The 20,920-nt window shown below is 38.8% G+C and carries 15 protein-coding genes; 10 read left to right on the top strand and 5 right to left on the bottom strand.

Annotation, left to right across the window (positions count from 1 at the left end; all coding sequences use genetic code 11):
• Nucleotides 1-134: 134 nt before the first annotated feature.
• On the bottom strand, nucleotides 135-1,160 hold the full coding sequence (gene plsX / locus HEQ36_RS05590; protein WP_168634857.1) for a phosphate acyltransferase PlsX: 1,026 nt from the start codon (nucleotides 1,158-1,160) through the stop codon (nucleotides 135-137).
• 316 nt (nucleotides 1,161-1,476) lie between these two features.
• Here plsX and gntT point away from each other — a divergent pair, with 316 nt between their 5' ends.
• A complete protein-coding gene (gene gntT / locus HEQ36_RS05585; RefSeq protein WP_168634856.1) occupies nucleotides 1,477-2,838 on the top strand; it encodes a guanitoxin biosynthesis MATE family efflux transporter GntT in 1,362 nt (453 codons plus the stop codon).
• Nucleotides 2,839-2,923: 85 nt separating this feature from the next.
• Here gntT and HEQ36_RS05580 read toward each other — a convergent pair whose 3' ends face one another.
• Nucleotides 2,924-4,396, bottom strand: coding sequence for a leucyl aminopeptidase (locus tag HEQ36_RS05580; RefSeq protein WP_168634855.1), 1,473 nt, complete (start codon nucleotides 4,394-4,396; stop codon nucleotides 2,924-2,926).
• 175 nt (nucleotides 4,397-4,571) lie between these two features.
• On the opposite strand from HEQ36_RS05580, the gene HEQ36_RS05575 reads away from it, so the two are divergent.
• The 8 genes from HEQ36_RS05575 to HEQ36_RS05540 all read left to right on the top strand — a co-directional run bounded on the left by HEQ36_RS05575 (nucleotide 4,572) and on the right by HEQ36_RS05540 (nucleotide 10,530).
• Complete coding sequence (locus tag HEQ36_RS05575) at nucleotides 4,572-5,072, top strand: thioesterase family protein (protein ID WP_039199261.1); 501 nt, start codon at nucleotides 4,572-4,574, stop codon at nucleotides 5,070-5,072.
• A 53-nt stretch (nucleotides 5,073-5,125) separates the two neighbouring features.
• Nucleotides 5,126-5,734: a hypothetical protein gene (locus HEQ36_RS05570; RefSeq protein WP_053541216.1), complete on the top strand. Its 609-nt coding sequence runs from the start codon at nucleotides 5,126-5,128 to the stop codon at nucleotides 5,732-5,734.
• A gap of 457 nt (nucleotides 5,735-6,191) precedes the next feature.
• A complete protein-coding gene (locus HEQ36_RS05565; protein WP_190384176.1) occupies nucleotides 6,192-6,941 on the top strand; it encodes a cobalt-precorrin-6A reductase in 750 nt (249 codons plus the stop codon).
• A 29-nt stretch (nucleotides 6,942-6,970) separates the two neighbouring features.
• Nucleotides 6,971-7,660, top strand: coding sequence for a Uma2 family endonuclease (locus tag HEQ36_RS05560; protein ID WP_168634854.1), 690 nt, complete (start codon nucleotides 6,971-6,973; stop codon nucleotides 7,658-7,660).
• 159 nt (nucleotides 7,661-7,819) lie between these two features.
• On the top strand, nucleotides 7,820-7,972 hold the full coding sequence (locus HEQ36_RS05555) for a hypothetical protein (RefSeq protein WP_168634853.1): 153 nt from the start codon (nucleotides 7,820-7,822) through the stop codon (nucleotides 7,970-7,972).
• Between the two features lie 156 nt (nucleotides 7,973-8,128).
• A complete protein-coding gene (locus HEQ36_RS05550) occupies nucleotides 8,129-8,353 on the top strand; it encodes an alfin (protein WP_027402256.1) in 225 nt (74 codons plus the stop codon).
• A gap of 130 nt (nucleotides 8,354-8,483) precedes the next feature.
• Nucleotides 8,484-9,329 (top strand): DNA adenine methylase, encoded by an 846-nt coding sequence (locus HEQ36_RS05545; protein ID WP_027402257.1) that lies wholly within the window; start codon nucleotides 8,484-8,486, stop codon nucleotides 9,327-9,329.
• Nucleotides 9,322-10,530 (top strand): translation elongation factor, encoded by a 1,209-nt coding sequence (locus tag HEQ36_RS05540; RefSeq protein WP_081424169.1) that lies wholly within the window; start codon nucleotides 9,322-9,324, stop codon nucleotides 10,528-10,530. The genes HEQ36_RS05545 and HEQ36_RS05540 overlap by 8 nt, the downstream gene beginning before the upstream one ends.
• Nucleotides 10,531-10,984: 454 nt before the next feature.
• Here HEQ36_RS05540 and HEQ36_RS05535 read toward each other — a convergent pair whose 3' ends face one another.
• Both HEQ36_RS05535 and HEQ36_RS05530 read right to left on the bottom strand, forming a co-directional pair.
• The gene (locus HEQ36_RS05535) at nucleotides 10,985-13,906 is read right to left on the bottom strand and encodes a tetratricopeptide repeat protein (protein ID WP_053538554.1); all 2,922 of its coding nucleotides are present in this window, start codon (nucleotides 13,904-13,906) and stop codon (nucleotides 10,985-10,987) included.
• Nucleotides 13,907-13,919: 13 nt separating this feature from the next.
• Complete coding sequence (locus tag HEQ36_RS05530) at nucleotides 13,920-14,579, bottom strand: hypothetical protein (RefSeq protein ID WP_168634851.1); 660 nt, start codon at nucleotides 14,577-14,579, stop codon at nucleotides 13,920-13,922.
• A gap of 1,070 nt (nucleotides 14,580-15,649) precedes the next feature.
• Between HEQ36_RS05530 and dnaX the strand changes: the two genes are divergently transcribed.
• A complete protein-coding gene (gene dnaX / locus HEQ36_RS05525; RefSeq protein WP_168634850.1) occupies nucleotides 15,650-17,983 on the top strand; it encodes a DNA polymerase III subunit gamma/tau in 2,334 nt (777 codons plus the stop codon).
• A 400-nt stretch (nucleotides 17,984-18,383) separates the two neighbouring features.
• Here the strand turns inward: dnaX and HEQ36_RS05520 are convergent, their stop codons facing one another.
• On the bottom strand, nucleotides 18,384-20,426 hold the full coding sequence (locus HEQ36_RS05520) for a flavin-dependent dehydrogenase (protein WP_290706947.1): 2,043 nt from the start codon (nucleotides 20,424-20,426) through the stop codon (nucleotides 18,384-18,386).
• Nucleotides 20,427-20,920: the final 494 nt, after the last annotated feature.

Below are 20,920 nucleotides of genomic sequence, written 5' to 3'. Positions count from 1 at the left end.
TCCCAATTTTAGATTTGAGATCAAGAATTTCAGATTTATAAAAGTATTTATGAATCTAAAATCCGCAATCTAAAATTGGATGACAAATGACAAATAGTTGTTAACGTAGTATCTCCACGTTGAAGAAATAATAGCTAACTACTTTCATTTTGGAGAATTTGATATTGGGATTGGAGTCTTTCTAGCACCTGATTATCTACGGCTTCTTTAGCCATGCGAATGGCACTAAAAATAGATGGTGCTTGGGAACTACCATGACCAATAAAACAAATACCGCTGACACCCAGAAGCAAAGCTCCTCCGTGTTCAGCATGATCCATGCGTTGTTTAACGCGCTTCAGATTAGGTTTTAAAATCGCTGTACCGATTTGACCGTGTATCCCTTGGGGTAATTCTTCTCGAAGAATTTGTAGAATTACGCCCCCAACTGCTTCGGCAAATTTTAATAAAATATTACCCACAAAGCCGTCGCAAACAATCACATCAAATTCACCAGATAATACATCACGCCCTTCAGCATTACCAGTAAAATTAATTTGAGTATTTTCCCGTAACAATTGGTGGGCGCGGAGAGCTACTTCGTTACCTTTAGTATCTTCTTCGCCAATATTCAATAAACCTATCTTGGGATTGTCGGTTCCCAAAACATACTGACTGTAAATTGAACCCATAACTGCAAACTGCTCTAAAAATTTAGGGCGACAGTCTACATTAGCACCAACATCCAGGATCATTACTGGCTTGCCGGCTTTGATGGTGGGGAATACTGTGCCAATTGCTGGGCGGTCAATTCCCGGTAATCTGCCTAATCGCAGCAAAGCTGATGCCATAGCTGCCCCAGAGTGTCCAGCAGAAAATACAGCATCTGCCTGTTGATTTTTGACTAAATCCATCGCTATGTTGATGGAAGATTTCCGCTTGCGTCTAACTGCGTTGAGAGGATCTTCATCCATAGCGATCGTTTCCTCGGCAGGAACAATCTCCAAATCCGCCATAGTTGTCTTTGGCGGCATTACAGCCTCGATTTGTTGGGGATCTCCAACCAGTAATATTTTTACACCCAATTCTTCTCGCGCCCGCAGTGCGCCGGCGACGATTTCAGCGGGTGCATGATCTCCCCCCATTGCGTCAATTGCGATCCTTACACCAGTCGATCCCATTGCTCAGAGCTTATAGAAACCTTACAAATTTTATCAGATTGCAATACTTAAAAATTCAGAATTCTCAAAAAAGCATAAGAAAATCTATTTTTTCTGCAACTAAGAGAATTCAGGAGCTTGCATTAATTGAAATATAACGATACCTAATTAAGCATATAGGTATTTTGAATAGGACTGAGAACGGTCAGGTTAAAGCTTTTTTATGCTCTTTTACCGTTCACCGGAAAATATGTGAATGAACTACCCCTTGCTAATTACTATAAAGGCGTTTTCTAGATGATAATAAACTGAAATTATAGCAGACCAAACAACAAAAATGAGATTTACATTTACAGTCCCCAGTAACTACAATTTTTTAGGCAGATTTTACCGACTGGCAAGCATCAGCGTGCTTGCAAATATGATGGTTCCTTTGGCTGGTTTGGTAGATATTGCTTTTTTAGGGCATTTAACAGATATTCGACATTTAGCAGGAGTAATTTTAGCCACTATTCTGTTTGATTATCTTTATCGAGTCTTAAAATTCATGCGTTCTAGCACTAATGCTATTACTGCTCAAGCTGTTGGTCAAAATGATGATAAAGCCGTAATTTTAGCTGGTTTACGGAGTGGTTTAATTGCTTTACTAGTGGGGTTAATTATTGTTTTATTGCAATATCCTTTACAAAAAATTGGTTTTTTCATTTTGAGTGGTTCTTCAGATATTGAATCTGCTGGAGTTGATTATTTTTATGCGCGAATTTGGGGCGCACCTGCTGTCCTCCTCAATTTTGTTTTATTTGGTTGGTTTTTAGGTAGAGAAATGAATTGGGTGATGCTATTAATGTCAATTGTCGGTAATGGTTCTAATGTATTGTTAGATTATTTGATGATTTCTAAATGGGGTTGGGCAAGTGTAGGGGCAGGTTTAGCAACAGCATTAAGCCAGTATTTAGCTTTAATCGTGGGTTTAATATGGATGTTTTTTACTATTCCTTGGCAAGCTGTACCAGCAGCCATTCAAGAATTATTTGATTGGGTAGCTTTAAAGGAAACTTTTGCATTAAAAGGTAATATTTTGATTCGGTTTTTAGTATTAGTTTCTGTCTATTCTATTTTTACTAATTTAAGTGCAACCATGGGAACAACTGTTTTAGCGCAAAATGGTTTATTACTCCAAATTGCTCTTTTGAGTCAGTTTACAATTCAAGGGGTAGGAGTAACAATGCAAACCCTGACAGCGAATTTTAAAAGCAAAGGCAATACTCAACAGATCATCCCTTTATTAATAGTTTCTTTAGTGACTAGTGTGGTGATTGCATTAGGTTTTGCCGGGACATCTATTTTCTTCCCTGATCAGGTATTTGGATTATTAACTAATCACACAGAAGTGAATCAAGAGATTAATCAATATACCATTTGGTTACTGCCTATTTTAGTAGTTACTGCTATTACTTTTATGCTAGAAGGTTATTTTATTGGCTTAAAGGAAAGTGCAACTTTACGGAATGCGGTATTATTATCTTTTATAGTAGGTTTTATGCCCTTACTAATTGCAGCTTGGTATTTTCATAATAATCATTTATTGTGGTCTACTTTATTGTCTTACATGACAAGTAATATGATTTTATTAGGTGTATCTGTACCCCAAACATTTAAAGATAAAAGTTCAGAAAATCAGCCATTAATTTCCAGTTGATATAAGACTCCCATTTGTTTTTTCAGATCCCCGACTTCTCGAAGAAGTCGGGGATCTTGTCTTGTCCAGATTAGAGGAAATTAAATTAACTCAAAACCCAGCTAACCAGTGTTCTCACACCAAAACCAGTTGCACCGGCACCATTGTAGCCATGTTCCTTATCAGCCCAAACTGGTCCGGCAATATCTAAATGCGCCCAAGGGGTATCTTTAACAAACTGTTTGAGGAACAAAGCCGCAGTAATAGAACCGCCATAACGGGGTCCGGTATTTTTCATGTCGGCAATACCAGATTTAAGTCCGTCAAAATATTTGTCTTCCATTGGCATCCGCCAAATTTTCTCACCAGCACTATCAGCGGCTGTTTGCAGTTGGGAAGCTACCGCATCATCTGGTGTAAATAAACCAGCGATATCTTCGCCCAAAGCCACCACACAAGCACCTGTAAGGGTAGCTAAATCAACGATCGCATCTACACCCAATTTATCAGCATAAACCAAGGCATCAGCCAAGGTTAACCGCCCTTCAGCATCGGTGTTATTAACTTCGATTGTTTTGCCATTTGATGCAGTTAAGATGTCTCCAGGGTGCATAGCCTTACCGCTAATCATGTTTTCAGTAACGGCGGAGATAAAGTGAACTTCTACATCTGGTTTTAACTGCCCAATGGCTTTGGCTGCACCTAAAGTTGCGGCTGCACCACCCATATCCATTTTCATGGTTTCAATGCCGCTACCAGCCCCTTTAATGTTCAATCCACCGGAATCAAAAGTTACACCTTTTCCGATAATTGCCAGTTTCCGCTTAGGTGTACCGGCTGGTTTATAGATGAGGTGAATGAATTTTGGTGGTAAATCAGAAGCTTGGGCAACTCCCAAAAATGCTCCCATACCGAGGTTTTCACATTCTTCCTGTTCGAGAATTTCCAGTTCTAACCCGTATTCGTGAGCGATCGCTTGAGCAGTTTCTGCCATAGTAATAGATGTAACCGCATTCGCTGGGGCTGCTACCAACTGTCTTGCCAAAATCACACCAGAAACAATTTGATTAGCACGGGTAATAGCCGCCTCTTGTCCAGCTAAACCAAGTAAATCAATGGTTTCGATCTGGGGATTTTTATCTTCTGGCTCGGATTTAAAGCGAATATCTTGGTAAAGTGCCAATTCTATGCCCTCAGTTAGTGCTTGGGCTGTGGTGGCTGGGTCATTATTCCACAGTGGTAAACTGATGCCCAAAGTCTTGGTTTTTTGCTTTTTGGCGGTTTTGGCTATAGTCGCGGCTACACGGCGTAAACTGTCTAATTTTAGTGCGTCTGGTTTCCCTAAACCAACCACAATCACCTTCTTCACTGGACCAGTCCCACCTAAACGAATGACAACGGTGCTATTTGCCTTACCTGTAAACTCTTCCTCGGCAATTACTTCTTTTAAAATTCCCGCAAATTTATCATTTAAGTTGACCAGATCACCAGTTAACTCCACTGCATCTTCAAATAGACCAAAGGCTAAAGTATCACCAGTCCAATCTAATAATCCTGTATTTGTAAGTTGAATCGTCATTTTTGTAATTTCTGTCTATCTTGCTTCATGTACCAGTATTGCTCAAATTTTCCGAATCATGGGCGTTTCACGCAACGTCTTGACAATCTGGTAAGATGAAAAATAGTTGACAAATATCCAATTTACAAAGTTTTATCGGTTTTTTAGCCATCCGTTGCTTGTAAAAATTATTCCTATGCCTAAAGAAATCAATCAGCCCCAATTACCACCCACCAGCGCTATTGACAGTGTGACTAATGTTGCATTTGAAAATTGGTTTGAATATCCAGTTCGGGCCCAACCTCACCACACTGATTACGCAGGTATAGTTTGGCATGGTACTTATTTAACATGGATGGAAGAAGCACGGGTAGAATGCTTACGCTCTATAGGCATTGAATTTGCTGATTTAGTAGCTTTAGGTTGTGATTTACCTGTTGTAGAATTGTCAATTCGTTATCATCAGTCGGTGAAATTAGGAATGCCAGTCCTAGTAAGAACACGGATGGCTGAGGTAACGGGAGTGCGAATGAACTGGGACTACACCCTTGTTTCTCCTGATGGTCAGGATTTATATATTACTGCTCTGGTAACGTTAGTAGCTTTGGATCGAGAAAAAGGTAAAATTATGCGTCAGTTACCACCCGCGTTTCAAGATGCTTTGGCGAAAATTTCCGGTTCTCGGAAGATTAGGTAATGGAAACTGGGAACTATAATAAAAAAACTTTTCCAGCAACCCATAGTCTTAATATGTCTAAATCAGTAAAAATATCTGATCATTTAACACAAAAGGTTCGAGAAAAAGAGAAAGAGAAAGAGGAACAACTAATTAATGAACTTAGACTTTTATTAAAAACCTTGATTTATCAGGAAGAAGTTACAATTAAAGCCATCATAGATTGTCTTTATGATGTTGGTTCAACTAATTTTATAAATCATAAGCTGCATTTTGGAACTCTCAATAAGACTCTAAAATTTATGACTAAAATGTCGAAGCCAGTATTTAAAATCCTGGCTTGGCAATGGTTTAATAAAAATTGTCCTGAGTTAATTACTAAATGGCTGGAAAGTAAGGTGACATTTGCCAGAGTGGAAGAAACGAAGATAGAGGTGATGGTAGATAATGAAAATCTCAGTTTAGCTTCTATGTCTCAACTTCCAGAAGAAAATCAAGCTAATCAGGTAAAACATCTGCATTTCCAGGTGAAATTGTTAACAGGTATTTTAGTTGTAGTTTTAACTATCTTTTCCGGTAGTTTTATTTGGTTGAATTATTCATTAAAGTTATCGCATTTGCAAACTGTAGAAAAACTCCAAAATCAAGTTAAAATCCTAGAATCTGGTGTCAATAGACATTAGTAAGTAGGTGGGTGTTAAAAATTGTCGTTGGGGCAAGGGAACAGGGAACTCTTAACAGGGAACAGGGAACAGGAAGAGAGTTTTGAGTGATTTTACTTTTCTTCACATACCTTTAAATTTTTCTGTTCACCTACTTAATTAAAAATGAATAAACATACAGCACTTTGTAGTGTTATGAAGTACAAGAACCCCACCCCCAACCCCCTCCCCGCAAGCGATGAGGGGGCTAAGATGTACCTTATATGATTAGAAATCGCTGTAATTTGTCTGTACACGATAGCCACGCAACCAAGGATGGGACTAGTACCGCAAAGCGGAAGTCAAAAGTCAAAATGAAGACAGTATAGGCTTTTAGAGGATTTAGAATGGTTGGTTTATTTACGCCGTTTTGTACTAGGATGTATTTCATTCAAGTGCAAACTTCGTAGAAATCTAAAATCCAAAATCCAAAATTGATATGTTGCGGGTTTTAATTCTCGGTGGAATTGGTGATGCAGTGGAATTGGCTGCTAAGGTAGCAAATATTCCTGGTATTGAGGCGATCGCTTCTTTAGCCGGTCGAACTCGTAAACCTGCTAATCTTGTTGGTAATGTGCGGATTGGCGGTTTTGGTGGTGTCCCAGGATTGGTTGGTTATTTGCGAGAAATGCAAATTGATATATTAATTGATGCTACTCATCCTTTCGCTAATCAGATTTCTGAAAATGCCGCCGCAGCGACACAGGAAATAGGTATTCCGCGATTAATGGTAATTCGTCCACCTTGGGAAAAATTAGGAGATGATTGCTGGTTAGAAGTAGAAAATAATCTCGCTGCTGCTGCTGTGTTAGCAAATCAAGCTAAACGAGTATTTTTAACAATTGGTAGACAAGAAATTGCGACTTTTGCAAATTCACAGGGAATTTGGTTTTTAATGCGGATGATTGATCCACCAAATACTGATGTTATCATTCCACCTGGATTAATTTTATGCGATCGCGGTCCCTTTACTTTAGAAAACGAACAGGAAATTTTACTCAAATATAATATAGATACCATTGTTAGTAAAAATAGCGGTGGTAGTGCCACCTATCCCAAAATTATCGCTGCTAGGAAACTCGGAATTAAGGTTGTGATGGTAAATCGTCCACCTGTACCCCCAGGAGAACAAGTTCCAGACGTGGATAGTGCGTGCAAATGGTTGTTTGACAAGTTGGATATTTTATAAAATTAAGGTAATTAATGGAGGGACGCAACATGGTGATTAAGAAACCAGATATTAACAATACTCAAAATCTGATTTTACCTTTAGAAAGTGGCGATCGCCTATCACGCCACGAATTTGAACGTCGTTATACAGAAAGTCTCCATGTTAAAAAAGCCGAATTAATCGAAGGAGTAGTTTACGTGGCATCACCCTTACGCTTTCAACGTCATGCAGAACCCCATGCAAAACTGGTAATTTGGTTAGGGAATTATCAAATTGCTACACCCGGTGTCAAGTTAGGTATTGAACCCACAATTAGATTAGATCAAGATAACGAACCCCAACCCGATGGAATTCTATTCATTGATCAAAGTTTAGGAGGAAAGTCCCGCATTACAGCAGATGACTATATTGAAGGTTCACCAGAATTAGTTGCCGAAATTGCTGCTAGTAGTGCAGCTTATGATTTGCATGATAAAAAAAAGGCTTATCGTCGCAACGGTATTCAAGAATATATTGTTTGGCAAAGTTTAGAAAAAAAACTAAATTGGTTTCAATTACATGAAAGTGAATATATCTCTCTTGAACCCGATGCTAATGGTGTTATCAAAAGTCAAGTTATGCCAGGTTTATGGTTAGCAGTGCCAGCATTATTGTCAGGTGACATGACTCAGGTTTTAGCAGTTTTACAAGCCGGATTAAATTCACCTGAACACGCGGAATTTTTACAAAATAGATAATTGGTGATTGGGAATATAGCAGATTGTAAATTAATGAGGCTTCCGTGAGCGTCAACCGATAATATTCGATGGCAGAAAGTGTTAGTAAAAGCTTTACGATCTTGGGATATATGGAATACAAGTAACACTTACGAACGAGGAAATTATTTATTTTTTAATATGCCTTTATACTCAAATAATACTGAATGGCAATTAATTGATGTGAGTGACAATGAAACTGAATTTCATATTTTAGGTGTTTTACCTGGATTGATTCAACTACCTTACCCTCCATCACATAAATCAACAGCTACTAGTGTGTTAATTCTGTGAATCCTTTACCCGTAAGACTTCTGGCAAGTTCCGTGTCAGAAATATTTGCGGATTTAAGGTTTCAGGCTTTCAGGGATTCTTTTTTCTATCACACTTTCTGCATGAAGGAAATTTCTGGTTTGTCTGTCAAAATTAACACACTAAACAGCTACTCCTGTGATTAATTATCAACCTACTGTTGAAGAAAGATATGATTGGACACTTGAATTTGCTAGACGACTTGATGCTTGGTTAGCTGCTATTATTTTATATGCTGTTAGCTTATATCAACAAGAAGATAAACTTCAAGTTTTTAATATAATAAATTCGATGGACTCCATATCTGATGTATGTATTGATTGGGAATTTGATCAACATGAATGTCAATTAAACTGGGAATAATCCAATAATTCTCAAAAATCCAGATTTTTCCAAAAAATATAGTATAATCTGGATTCTAGACGAAAATATCAATTATATAGTACAATAGTATCAATAAGCTATTGTCACTTAATAATTTACAGGTCATAAAATGGTATCAGTTAATCCGTTAGTCAAACCCTTTGTAAAGTGGGCAGGAGGAAAAAGACAGCTTGTGCCGACAATTCTAGCCAATCACCTGCCTAAAAATTATAATCTTCAAACCTACTACGAGCCTTTTATTGGTGGTGGTGCGCTTTTGTTTAGTTTGCAACCTAAAAAAGCTGTCATTAATGACAGTAATGCTGAATTGATAAATTGTTACAAAATAATTAAAAATTCTTTAGATGAACTAATTGAGGATTTAAAAAATCACAAAAATAATGAATATTATTATTATGATATTAGAGACTGGGATCGAGAAAAGAATTTCAAGTCTAAAACAGAAGTTCAACGAGCATCCAGGATTATTTTCTTAAATAAAACTTGTTATAATGGGTTGTTTAGAGTTAATTCTCAAGGTCAATTTAATGTACCTTTTGGCAAATATAAAAATCCAAATATTTTAGATATAGCTGTTTTAAAAGCAGTTAATAAATATTTAAATGAAAATCAAGTTAGAATATTAAACTCTGATTTTCAAGAAGCTGTTAAAGATGCCAAACGAGGAGATTTTATATATCTCGATCCTCCTTATGATCCAGTTTCCGAAACTGCTTCTTTTACTGGCTACGATGTTAACGGTTTCAATAAACAGGAACAGAGAAGATTAAAAGAGGTATTTGATGATCTAAACAGTAGGGGTTGTCATATTTTACTAAGTAATGCTTGTACAGAATTTATCGAAGACCTCTATAAAGATTATCTGCACACAAAAATCTCAGCTATAAGAGCGATAAATTGTAATGGTAAAAAAAGAGGTAAAGTGGATGAGATTTTAGTAAAAAACTATGAGTGATAAAAATACTAAAAATGATATTGCTTGGGAAGCACTATTTGAAAAATACTCTATTTTGGAAAAAATAAATGAAATAGGATACTTTGAGATAGAGTCCAATAGTATTAATGAATTCAGAGAAAGTAGGTTAATGGCAAAGTTTGATCATTATCATACTTTGCCTAAAATCTTTAAACAACATAAGCTGTCTATATTACCTATTTCCAGAAATAAATATATAATAGGCAGATTTGATACTTATTTAAATGTTGATTATGACGCTTGTTTAGAACCTACTCCTGTTGATTTTCCTTCCAGTATAGAAAGTATAGATTATTGTAATCTCTTTTCAGAAAGTGCAGCTTTAAGTTGTGCTTTCAATATAGATATTATAGATGATTTAATTAATAGTAATGGAGAAGTTTTTAAACAAACTGTTTATGGTCGAATGTCTACAGGTAAGTTTAATTTTTTTATAAAAGATAAAGTAGATAATAAACAGTATCAAATTGAAGTTGATAACTCTCAGTGTGAAATAGATGCAGGGTTTGAGAGTGAAAATTATTTTGTATTAGTGGAAGCTAAATTATATGATGTGGATAATTTTTTAATTAGGCAGCTTTATTATCCATATCAACTATGGTCTAATAAAATTAGAACAAAAGAGGTAATTCCAGTTTTAATGACTTACTCTAATTCTAGTAATATATTTAGCTTCTTTATATACAAATTTGAGAATTTATTAGATTACAATTCTATAAAGTTAGTAGAGCAAAAAAATTATGTTATAGCACCCGAAATAATAACTCATGATGATGTATCTGAAGTATTTAAATCTATTACGATAGCCCCTGAACCAACAGATATTCCATTTCCACAAGCAAATACATTTGCAAGAATTATAGATTTACTAACAATTTTGTTAAATAAAGAGCTTACAAAGGAAGAGATTACAGCAAATTATCAATTTAATCAACGACAGACTACTTATTATACTGATGCTGCTAGATATCTTGGATTTGTTGAAAAATATAAAGACATAAATACTAAAGAAATCAACTTTAAGTTAAGTGATGAAAGCACAGATTATTTAAAAAAAAGGCATAAAATAAAAATATTATATTTTATTAGAAAAATTTTACAATATCAGGTTTTTTATAAAACTTCTAGCACAGTTAGACGATGGATAGCATGGATATTAAGTATGATTTCTGATGAGTAAATTAGATATAGAGGTGTAAGATAATAGCCTATCCCTCTTAAAGTTTAAATCCCACATTCCGCACCCCCCAGTGTCACAATCGGTAATTTCGGATTTTTGAATACCTTTGATGATAATTTTGATACAAAATCGTCGAAATCTTAGGTGGCGAACTGCTTGCAGCAGCGCTTCGCTATCGCCAATCTCAAATCCCCAAACGACCATTTTTCGTTGTGTGACAGTTTAGGGTGCGGAAGGTCGGTTAAATATATAAGAGGGATAATTAAAAGACATTACCAATGATGATCATTATCATTAATTGGGAACTTTATTTCTTGGCAGTCCCTTAACAGCGAAACCTAACAAAATCCTTGATAATGTTGGGTTTCGTTCCTCAACCCAACCTACCGTATAATTACTTTTTAGGCTTAACCGAGCAGTATTACCTTAACAGTCAACTGTTAACAATCATCTCTTAATAACTCAGAAAATCCTGAGAAATAGCAAAGGTTTCGCTAATGATTTCTGATGCTAATTGATTCCTATATCGCGCTTCGCTATCAGATTTAAGTAGAGGATAGTCCTGATGACCATTAGAAGATGATTGAGATTGTAAATAAATTCCCATAGCTACACTGGGTAGATAGCTAATATTATAATTTGCCACCTTTGCAGAGGCTACCGAAACAAAAGACAGCTTAAATAAACTGTGCAAAGGTAACTTGTATAGGTCACGGTGAGGAATTAAAATGATTGTCTCTACCCCTTCCAATTCTTGAATAATTGTGGAAATATTCAAGATATTTTGCAACTCTAACAGTTTGGATAGTGTTGCTGACTGTTGCCAATCTGCTAACCATTGTTCAAACTCAATTAAGCGTCTTACTCCCTCTGGAATTGCTTCTATATCTTGGATAGGTGTAAAAAGTAAAATGGGAGATGGGGCTTGATCTTTGATAATGAATGTGTGCAAAGCGGCTGGACTAATATGCCAATAAATTATAGCTGTGGAGGGATTCAGTAATTTTTGAATACCGTGATAATTCCCCGACTGAAGTTGATAATTTAAATCAGGTATTAACCACTGTAAACAATTATTTTTACCCTGTTCAGCGATTTCCCAAGCTTCTACTAGGTCTCCTGTATTTACAGCCAAATCAACTGCTAGTTGTCCTAAACCTATGAATTTTAGTAACAGTTGTTTTTTATTTTCATCAGAACGGGTGGGCTGAGTGAGTAATTGTTGTAATAGTTCAATTCCCCATTTTTGTAGTTCTTGTGCGGTTGTTGTTTCTCCTAAGCAGACAAGGACTTTGGCGAGAAGTTGCAAAATTTCTAAATGGAATTCGGGAAAATCTTCTGGTGTTAGGGTGGATAGTGCCAATTGGTATTCAGACATGGCATGATGCCAATAATCCCGATGTGCAGTTTCTTTTTTGCCTTGCTCGTAATAAGTATTACCAACAGCTATATGTAATCTTCCCCAACCTTCTGGATGAGTATCGGGGCGAAGATATTTTAAACCTTCTTGATAACTGGCTAATTTGCCTTCATAACCGCCTAAGTTCAGGTTGGGATTGGCGGCAGAAATGCTACTAACGATAATTAGTGATGATTGTTGGGGGGTGAGATGACCAGCAGCCGCCCCTCTTCCTAGCCAAGCTTCCCAATAGTCTAGTTTCATTTCCAAGGCACTGTCATAGCAGGAAATGGCTTGAGGGAAACGATCTAGGTAAAATAGGGCTACAGCTTGGTTATACCATGCCGGATGGAAATCGGGTTTGATGGCGATCGCTTGTTGATAGGAGGCGATCGCATCTTCCCGACAACCTAAGTTTTCAAAGGACACACCCCGGTTATACCAAGCTAAATAAAATTCTGGTTGCACAGCCAGAGCTTGATCCCAAGACTCAATCGCTTCTGACCATTGTTTTAAACTAAATAGCACTACCCCCCGGTCTATCCATACTTCATGATAGTTGGGTTCGAGATGGAGAGCTTGGTCGTAACTAGCGATCGCCTCTGCATATTGCTCAACCACAGCTAAAGCTATACCTCGGTAATACCAAGTTTCCGCATCTTGGGGTTCTAAATTCAAGGCTTGATCATAACTATCAATGGCTTCCCCGATCAAACCTAACTTGAGTAATGCCAAGCCTCTGCTAGACCAAGCTGGTTGGTAATTTGGTTGAATAGCGATCGCTTGATCAAAAGAAGCAATAGCCGCATCAAAGTCTCCCAACTCACCGAGAATACCGCCTCGGTTATACCAAACCTTATAGAAATCGGGTTTGAGAGCCAGTGTTTGGTTATAAGCAGCGATCGCCTCTGTAAACCGTTGCAAATAAAACAGTGTCAGCCCCTGATTAAACCAATATTCATAAGCTTGAGGTTGGATTTGACTAGCTCGTTCATACAAATACAAAGCCGCTAATAACTTTCCAGCCTTAGCTTGCTGTAACCCTTCATAAAATAAACTTTCTGCCGGATTAGTAACAACCACTTGTGATCTAGATTGCTGCACAATCTGACCATCACGAATTGCCAATTCCGACGCTAACCGCTGAACAAGATCGTTACTTTGCTCTAACCGCACCACCAACTCATCGAAAGTGGATGCTAACTGCGGTTCTAAATTTACCCAAGGCTCGTGCCAGCTTTTCTCCATTCGAGATTCTGGATCGGCAATTACATCCTCAACATTCTGGGAAAATTCCTGAATTTTATGCTCATAACTCTGATAGTCATTTTCCGTCTTGGCAGTATTGTCAAAAATATCTTCAGCCAAAGACTCATGACTTAACTCTAGAGACTCACCAGTGAATAGATCCTCAACCATTGGGGATTGTGGATGACTCAGAGGTTCCATTTCCTGATATTGCCAGATTTGCTCCCCAAATTGGCGCAGCAATTCTTGACCAGGAGTATCTAACTCCTCCTGTGTAGGGATGGAAATTTCCCACTCCTGTGACTCTTGCGTACTTTCATACTCCTGATTAAGATTGCGCCGCAATAGCTGCATCCCAATGTCATAGGACAAGTTACTAACCTCTCCCATACTCAACTCACCCAGTTTCACCATCCGCTCCGCTAACTGAAGATTCGGTGCGGGAGAAGCTAATAATTTGTCTCCAAATATCAACAGCCAATCTATCCAACGGTCAACAGTAATACGCGGTTCCATCCGCTGTAAATACTTGAATGCCCATTGTTGTCCTCGCGCTTGATGTACTCCTTCTAGGAGTTCGTTAAATAAGGACTCTAGATCCGCATTCGTAAGTTCTGGTGGTTGATCTGCCACCAGATTGCCTTGACTAGACTTGGGATCACTTATCCCAAGACTGCCAAAGGGGTACTGTAAAAATCTGTTAAGCCACTGCAAGAGCCACCTGAACATCTGCCAATTTTTATTATACAGAAGGTTCCTTTGCTTCATTATACTGATTAACCAATACCTGAATAATCTCTTCGGGATTTTGTGTTTCCACTCCTAGTTGTTGGGAGATTTGCTCACATAGGTTCTCATCCTGTTGTAACATCATCAACAGTTCATCTAGGGTAACAGTTTTGTATTCCCCTTCGGATAAATTTTCCTCTGTGTTGGCAGATACTAAGGGATTACTCTCCACTACATCAGGACCGTCATATTCCCAAATTGGTTCTCCTGGATTAAGTGTTAAGACTTTCATGCCTATATCGTAGGACAGATTACTGATTTCCCCAACTCCTAGTTCACCAAGTTGGACTAATCTGGCTGCTAATTCATTATGAGGTTTAGCAGATGCTAATAATCTGTCTCCAAAACGGATTAACCATTCTAACCACTGTTCCGTACTAACACGATGTTCAAGACTATGTAACCATTTTTGCGCCCAAGCTTGTCCCTTGACCTGATGAACCCCTTCTAGTAGTTCTGTAAATAGAAATTCTAAATCTGTATCACTTAGGGGTGGAGCTACTTGTGTGGGGACTTCCTCTCGACTGAGGGTGAGATTTTGTTTACCACCAAACAAGTGCCGAAAAATTTTTTTGAGCCATTGAATTAGCCGCTTGAACATTTGATGCACCATTGATGTTGCCTATTAAAATTTTAGCTTAAACAGTAGAAGCCTCTCACCTACCCGATAGGGAGGTGATGAGATGAATACAATACGCGCGAGTTAAGAATTGACCAACGAGCAAAATTGAGCATAGCGAAATCAGCAATGTTGGTCGATGTTAGCGCAGCGGCACGAAGTGCGGAACGAACACTTTTTTTGTTTTTCTCCAAATATCTGATACAATTCTAGGTGATAGGTGTAACCCAAATTAAATGCTAAAAAGCAGCCTATTACAAAAGTTAAAAATTATCTCCACAAGTCCCTAGGGCATAGGGCTTTAAAGCTCAGTTAATGTCTTCAAAGAAGAGTCCCTGAGAAGCCCACACTCACCTGAGAGGGAGTGTGTGGAGTATGTCACCTGTGGGAGTGACTAAGTAGGTGAACGGAAAAAACCGTAGACGCGGAGCGGCTTCTCGAAGAGTAATATGTAACGAAAAGTAAAGTTGCCCAAAACCTCTTCCCTTGTCATAACGACAATTTTTAACGCCAACCTACTTATACTCAAAACGGTTAAAACTTGGACTTTTTTATAACACAAAGAACAAGTTTAAAGCCTCTCCCTAACCCTCTCCTAAGAGGAGAGGGAAAAGGAATAACATTTAATACTGGAGAGGTTTGGAGGGGGGTTCCATCTTTCTTTAAACTATGAACCGTTTGTAGTATAGTACACAACAGCGTAAGAGACTGTAAATAAAAAATTTTAGATTTTAGATTAAAAAACTTGCTACAAGACCCGTCCTTTAGAGTAAGCCACAAAATAAATGATCCTGTTTTGTCATGCTGAGTGTAGCGTTCGCGGAGCGTGGCGTTAGCCATAGCGAAACGAAGCATCTCTTGAGATTCTTCACTACACTTCGTTTCGTAACGCCTCTGGCACGCTGGGCGAACAGAATGACATTGGGCATTTCTTTTTGTGGAGTTCTCTTAGGGTGAAGTTAATCCAAAATCCAAAATTGTCAATCCAAAATCGAATGCCATGAGTTGTTAGAATGGTAAAACCCTAAAATTTACCTGGGATATACGGATTTAAACCTGTCTCCATGTCTTACGAACCACTGCACCATAAGTATCGGCCAAAGAGCTTCGCTGAACTAGTGGGTCAAGAGGCGATCGCTACTACCCTAACAAACGCCATTCTCTCAGCGAAAATCGCCCCTGCCTATTTGTTCACTGGCCCCAGAGGTACAGGAAAAACTTCCAGTGCGAGAATTCTCGCCAAATCTCTCAATTGTCTCCAAGGCAACCAGCCAACCCCTCAACCCTGCGGCGTTTGTGAAATCTGTCAGGGTATTACTAAAGGCTATTCTACTGATGTTATTGAAATTGACGCTGCTAGTAATACTGGTGTTGATAATATCCGGGAACTGATTGAACGGGCGCAGTTTGCCCCGATGCAGTGCCGTTATAAAGTATATGTGATTGATGAATGTCTAACAGGAGATTCTTTAATTCTCACTAATACCGGACTTGTTCGCATTGACAACCCGAATATTAAAGGACAAAAAGTTCTTAGTTACAATGAATCCTCTAAAAAATGGGAATTTAAAAAAGTTGTCCGTTGGTTAGATCAAGGGGAAAAGCAAACTTTAGTTATCAAAACAACTCACAGAGAAATTAAGTGTACAAGTAATCATTTAATCAGGACTGATCAGGGATGGATAGCAGCCAAAGACGTAAAAGAAGGAATGAAGATACTATCCCCTGTGAATGTGGATGCGGCACGCTCATTTACAAATTTGGAAAAGGTAGAATCTGTTCACCTCGCTGGAGTTGAGCGAGTTTATGATCTGGAAGTTGAGGATAATCATAACTTTGTAGCTAATGGATTACTAGTACATAACTGTCATATGCTAAGTACCGCAGCGTTTAATGCGTTACTTAAAACCCTAGAAGAACCACCCAAGCACGTTGTTTTTGTTCTGGCGACAACAGACCCACAAAGGGTATTACCAACAATTATTTCTCGTTGTCAAAGGTTTGATTTTCGACGGATTCAGTTAGAGGCAATGGTAAAACATTTAACACATATTGCCGATAAAGAAAGTATTAATATTTCCCATAATTCCCTGACTTTAGTGGGACAAATTGCCCAAGGGGGATTAAGAGATGCAGAAAGTTTATTAGATCAATTAGCTTTAGTCGCTGGGGAAGTGACACCGGATAAAGTTTGGGATTTGGTGGGTTCAGTCAGCGAAAAAGACCTATTTGGATTGTTAGAAGCGATCGCTCAAGATCAAGCAGAAATAGTCCTAGACACTACCCGGAAAATCCTCGATAGAGGACGAGAACCCCTAATTATTCTCCAAAATCTCGCCGCTTTTTATCGAGATTTTCTCATCGCTAAAACTGCCCCCAATCGTCAAGATTTAGTGGCTTGTACTCAGTCAACTTGGACATCATTAGTTGAATTTGCCCAAAAATTTGACATCAGTACCATCTTGCTAGGACAACAACACCTGAGAACAGCCGAAGTCCAACTAAAAAACACCACTCAACCCCGGTTATGGTTAGAAGTAACATTACTGGGATTATTACCCAGTGCCAATATTCAAATCCCAACTGCAAATATCCCGCCAAGAATCAATACAACCGCAACCCCAACCTATCCACCCGTTGCTGCACCACCAGCATATCCACCCACAAATCATAATCCATCTGTTAATTTCGCACCACCAACATCAGAACCTCTACCTCCACCACCACCTACCAACTATCAAACAGCAGCAGTACAACCACCAGGAGAAGGTTCACAATACGATTTAACTCAACTTTGGCAACAAGTTCGTGGACATATTCAACAGTTACCCACACAAGCATTACTGGGTCAAATGTGCCATTTAATGGAATTTAATGGTCATACTGCCCGTGTAGGTGTAAAAGCGGTTTGGTATGACAAAGTGAAATCTTATTTACCTATTATCACCACAGCCTTTAGACAAACTTTCCAGCAAGAAATTCAAGTTACTTTAGAAAAAGCTACCACTGCAAACGCCACATCTACCAGAAGAAATCCACCACCACAAACTTCTCCTCCAGTTCAACAACCACCCCAACAAACATATCAACAAACACCAGAACCACAACCCACACCACAACCAGTAGCTACAGTATCCACGCCATCACCTACACCAGTCCAAATTGAGCCTGTTGTTACCAATACAGCACCAGTACAAACTCTTTCTCCGCCACCGGTGTCACCATCTCCATCAAATTGGGATCATGATGGAGTCGTTAAAGCTGCGGAAAGTTTAGCCAAATTCTTTTCGGGAGAAATTATTCGGATGACAGATGACAGTTTCCAACTATCGGACTCTGTTAGTTCCGCAGAAACACCGGAGATATATGAATCCTATGTTGATGATGAATATAATTAAATAAGGAATGTGAATTAAATAAGGTGCAAAAGTAGGGTGTGTTAGCGACAGCGTAACACACCATTCCAGGTTACATCAGAATTGCAGGTTATTAAATTTGCGTTCCTAAGAGAACTCCACAAAAAAATGATCCAATTTTGTGGGATGGGCATCCTTGCCCGTCCTTGATGATTAGCGGGCAATTCGTCCCGCACCACAAGAAATTTTGGGATATTTTTTTGATTGGAAGTCTCTAATAAACCTGTGCTGCATGAGTTGTCATTGCGAGTGAAAGGAAGCAATCTCTTGACAACCGATAAACCACCTAACGCAAAAATCTCTCAAACCCTTATTCCTCTGTGTCCTCTGCGCCTCCGTGGTTCGTTAATCAGGATAATTTATTTCTTGGAAGTCCCTAAAACTAACGCAACACTGGCGGTAATCGTGGTCTACCAGTAGAAATTGCATAGTTAATTACTAACAATTGTAACCATAATCCTGGAAAGCGATTTTCTAACCAAGATTGATTCCATTTTAGGAATTTTGGAAACCATGTCCCCAAAATCAGACTGACTAAAGCATGACGAGCAAAGCTAACATAATTACCCAGCCAACGTAATAAATCTCGCCAACCAGCTAATTGCCAAATCCACAATAATAAAGCCGGATTTTTCAGGGCTGCTTTCAAAGCTAGACGGTTAAAAGTGAACCAATCACAACGATCTTTAATGAAATTATCTGTAACTTCCGGGGTTTCATCTGTTAATAACCCAAAGAAAGTATTCAGCATCGCATTTATCATTTGGGGGGCGATAAATTTGCCCGTGGGAACCATCATTCCCTTAGAAAACAACCACATTACCGCCACATTACTTTGGTAAGCCCGAATTTTATTTAAGTGTTGCTGACTTAATAAATCATGTTTGAGCGCGATATTTAACAGAGTAGTTAATCGGTCTAAATTGCGGACTAAAGAACCAAAACCAGTAAAAACTAGAGGAGACTGCAAAGAAGCAGCATCACCAATGGAAATTAATCTATCAACTGCAATAGTGCGATCGCTGCTATCTACACTAAAATGTCCCGGTATATAGCCAAAAGTGGGTTTCCTCCACACTAATTTATCCAAATCACAACGCCGATACTCTGGCAAAATTGTGAAAAAATCCTCATACATTTCCAACAGAGAACCAGGATTTTGCTCATTCACCTCATGATAGTGAAACAGATAAATCGTCAACTCTTCCCCAACCCCAGGAAACAACTCCCAAATCAATTGTCGTCCCCTAGAAATATCCCCATGACTATAGAGAACATCCCCATATTCAGAATCCCAAACCCCAGGTTCAAAGCCCTTTTCAATCACCGCTCCCACCGTTGGACACACACTATCAAAAGCCCGACCACCATTTAATTGCCAAGCAATCGGTGAAGCCGTTCCCATTGCATCTATCAACAACCTTCCACTCACTTGCCGTTCATTTCCAGTAGGCAAATGTTTGACATTAATAGCAACTTGTGTAGAACTAATATTCACCTGGGAAAACTCCGTTTCGTCCCAAATATCACCACCAGCAGCTTGAAGTTTTTGTCCACATAATGCCAGTAACCTTTCTGAATCTAAAGCTATATTCAGAACAGTAGGAGTATGGAGAACAGGCGATTTTAACTTAACAGGATTATTCCCATCAAAAAACTTATTAAAACCGTCCTTATACTCCCTAGAAATAATTTCTGCTAATTCAGCATTTGTTAACAAACCCAAATTGATTAAACTTTGGATCTCATCACGAGAAATATTCCATTCTCTGTTCATTTTACCAAAAGGTAATCTTTCCACCAATAGCACCTTATAGCCCAATTTAGCCATGACTGCGGCATGAATTGACCCCAAAGCACCACCAATATAAATTAGGTCATACTCAGGACTAGCAGCAGGAGAAAGAACAGGTGATGTTTCCTGGCTATTCCCTTGATAAAATACCACTTGACGGGGCTTTTGCGGATTTCTTACCCCTTCGCGCCACCGTTGTTCCCACCAGTAAGCCCGGTTGAGGTGATATTCCCCATTAGACATTTTCTGAAAATACTTAACAGTTAAGGGATAATAAGGTTCTAGCTCTGCGAAAATTGAATTTTGGGCATCAATGACAGGTAGTTCCGGGTAGCAATTAGGAAAGCGACCTCTAATTTCCTGTGTCAGAGATTGGAGAATACCTCTCTCCCCTGGAAAAGGTTCATCTCCCCAACGGAATACCTTGAGATAAGTTGTTCGCTGCACCGACCACACAAATATAGACAGTTCTACATCACCAGAAGTGGTACTTTGAACCGCGCCTCTCAACCGCAAACCATCTGGGGTAATTAATTTTTGCCCATTTTCAACAACAAAATCTGTTTGTAGCCATTTGCTAACGGATACTGTATCGGGCGTAGGAATTTCTAAATAAAGAAGTTCTTGCATATTTTTCTGATATCTCCTATCAATCTACTCAGTTAGACAGATTAAAAAAAGGCAGAAACTAGGTTAGAATCTGCGCTGATTAACTTCATAAAGATCCCATAAAGAATTTTAGTCAGTAACCCAGCCCTAAAGGGACTGGGCTTGTAAGAGAAATCAAGCAAGCCGTACTGACCAGACCACCCTGAGTTTACTCTCATGGTAGCCGTTATTTGAGTCACGACACCCACCGAATGCGTTGCCCCTTCGGGGTTCAGCAGTCGCTCATGGGGGAAACCCCCAAGACCGCGCTGCTTCACTAGTTCCCTGCTCTGTCATTTGCAATTAAACAGTTTTAAGGTCACTGAAACAGTGTTGCAAGTCTAAAAAGCTCTTATAACAGGTCGTTCGCGCCAGCGTGCCGGAGGCATCTAGCTAACATTACCCCAGAAATGGGAGTTGGTTTCCAGATTCCAATCAAAAATCTGGTTTCAATTTTAATATCCACAGCGGTTAAA

It is taken from the genome of Anabaena sp. 54, assembly GCF_017355725.1.
Taxonomy (GTDB): Bacteria; Cyanobacteriota; Cyanobacteriia; order Cyanobacteriales; family Nostocaceae; genus Dolichospermum; species Dolichospermum heterosporum.
The sequence above is the reverse complement of the archived record's forward strand: the minus strand, read 5'-3'. Positions and strand labels throughout refer to the sequence as shown.

What these genes read in the sequence shown, in the direction of transcription:
- plsX (WP_168634857.1), bottom strand. Translation starts at nt 1,160, where the DNA reads ATGGGATCGACTGGTGTAAGGATCGCAATTGACGCAATGGGGGGAGAT.
- gntT (WP_168634856.1), top strand. Translation starts at nt 1,477, where the DNA reads ATGAGATTTACATTTACAGTCCCCAGTAACTACAATTTTTTAGGCAGA.
- HEQ36_RS05580 (WP_168634855.1), bottom strand. Translation starts at nt 4,396, where the DNA reads ATGACGATTCAACTTACAAATACAGGATTATTAGATTGGACTGGTGAT.
- HEQ36_RS05575 (WP_039199261.1), top strand. Translation starts at nt 4,572, where the DNA reads ATGCCTAAAGAAATCAATCAGCCCCAATTACCACCCACCAGCGCTATT.
- HEQ36_RS05570 (WP_053541216.1), top strand. Translation starts at nt 5,126, where the DNA reads ATGTCTAAATCAGTAAAAATATCTGATCATTTAACACAAAAGGTTCGA.
- HEQ36_RS05565 (WP_190384176.1), top strand. Translation starts at nt 6,192, where the DNA reads ATGTTGCGGGTTTTAATTCTCGGTGGAATTGGTGATGCAGTGGAATTG.
- HEQ36_RS05560 (WP_168634854.1), top strand. Translation starts at nt 6,971, where the DNA reads ATGGTGATTAAGAAACCAGATATTAACAATACTCAAAATCTGATTTTA.
- HEQ36_RS05555 (WP_168634853.1), top strand. Translation starts at nt 7,820, where the DNA reads ATGCCTTTATACTCAAATAATACTGAATGGCAATTAATTGATGTGAGT.
- HEQ36_RS05545 (WP_027402257.1), top strand. Translation starts at nt 8,484, where the DNA reads ATGGTATCAGTTAATCCGTTAGTCAAACCCTTTGTAAAGTGGGCAGGA.
- HEQ36_RS05540 (WP_081424169.1), top strand. Translation starts at nt 9,322, where the DNA reads ATGAGTGATAAAAATACTAAAAATGATATTGCTTGGGAAGCACTATTT.
- HEQ36_RS05535 (WP_053538554.1), bottom strand. Translation starts at nt 13,906, where the DNA reads ATGTTCAGGTGGCTCTTGCAGTGGCTTAACAGATTTTTACAGTACCCC.
- HEQ36_RS05530 (WP_168634851.1), bottom strand. Translation starts at nt 14,579, where the DNA reads ATGGTGCATCAAATGTTCAAGCGGCTAATTCAATGGCTCAAAAAAATT.
- dnaX (WP_168634850.1), top strand. Translation starts at nt 15,650, where the DNA reads ATGTCTTACGAACCACTGCACCATAAGTATCGGCCAAAGAGCTTCGCT.
- HEQ36_RS05520 (WP_290706947.1), bottom strand. Translation starts at nt 20,426, where the DNA reads ATGCAAGAACTTCTTTATTTAGAAATTCCTACGCCCGATACAGTATCC.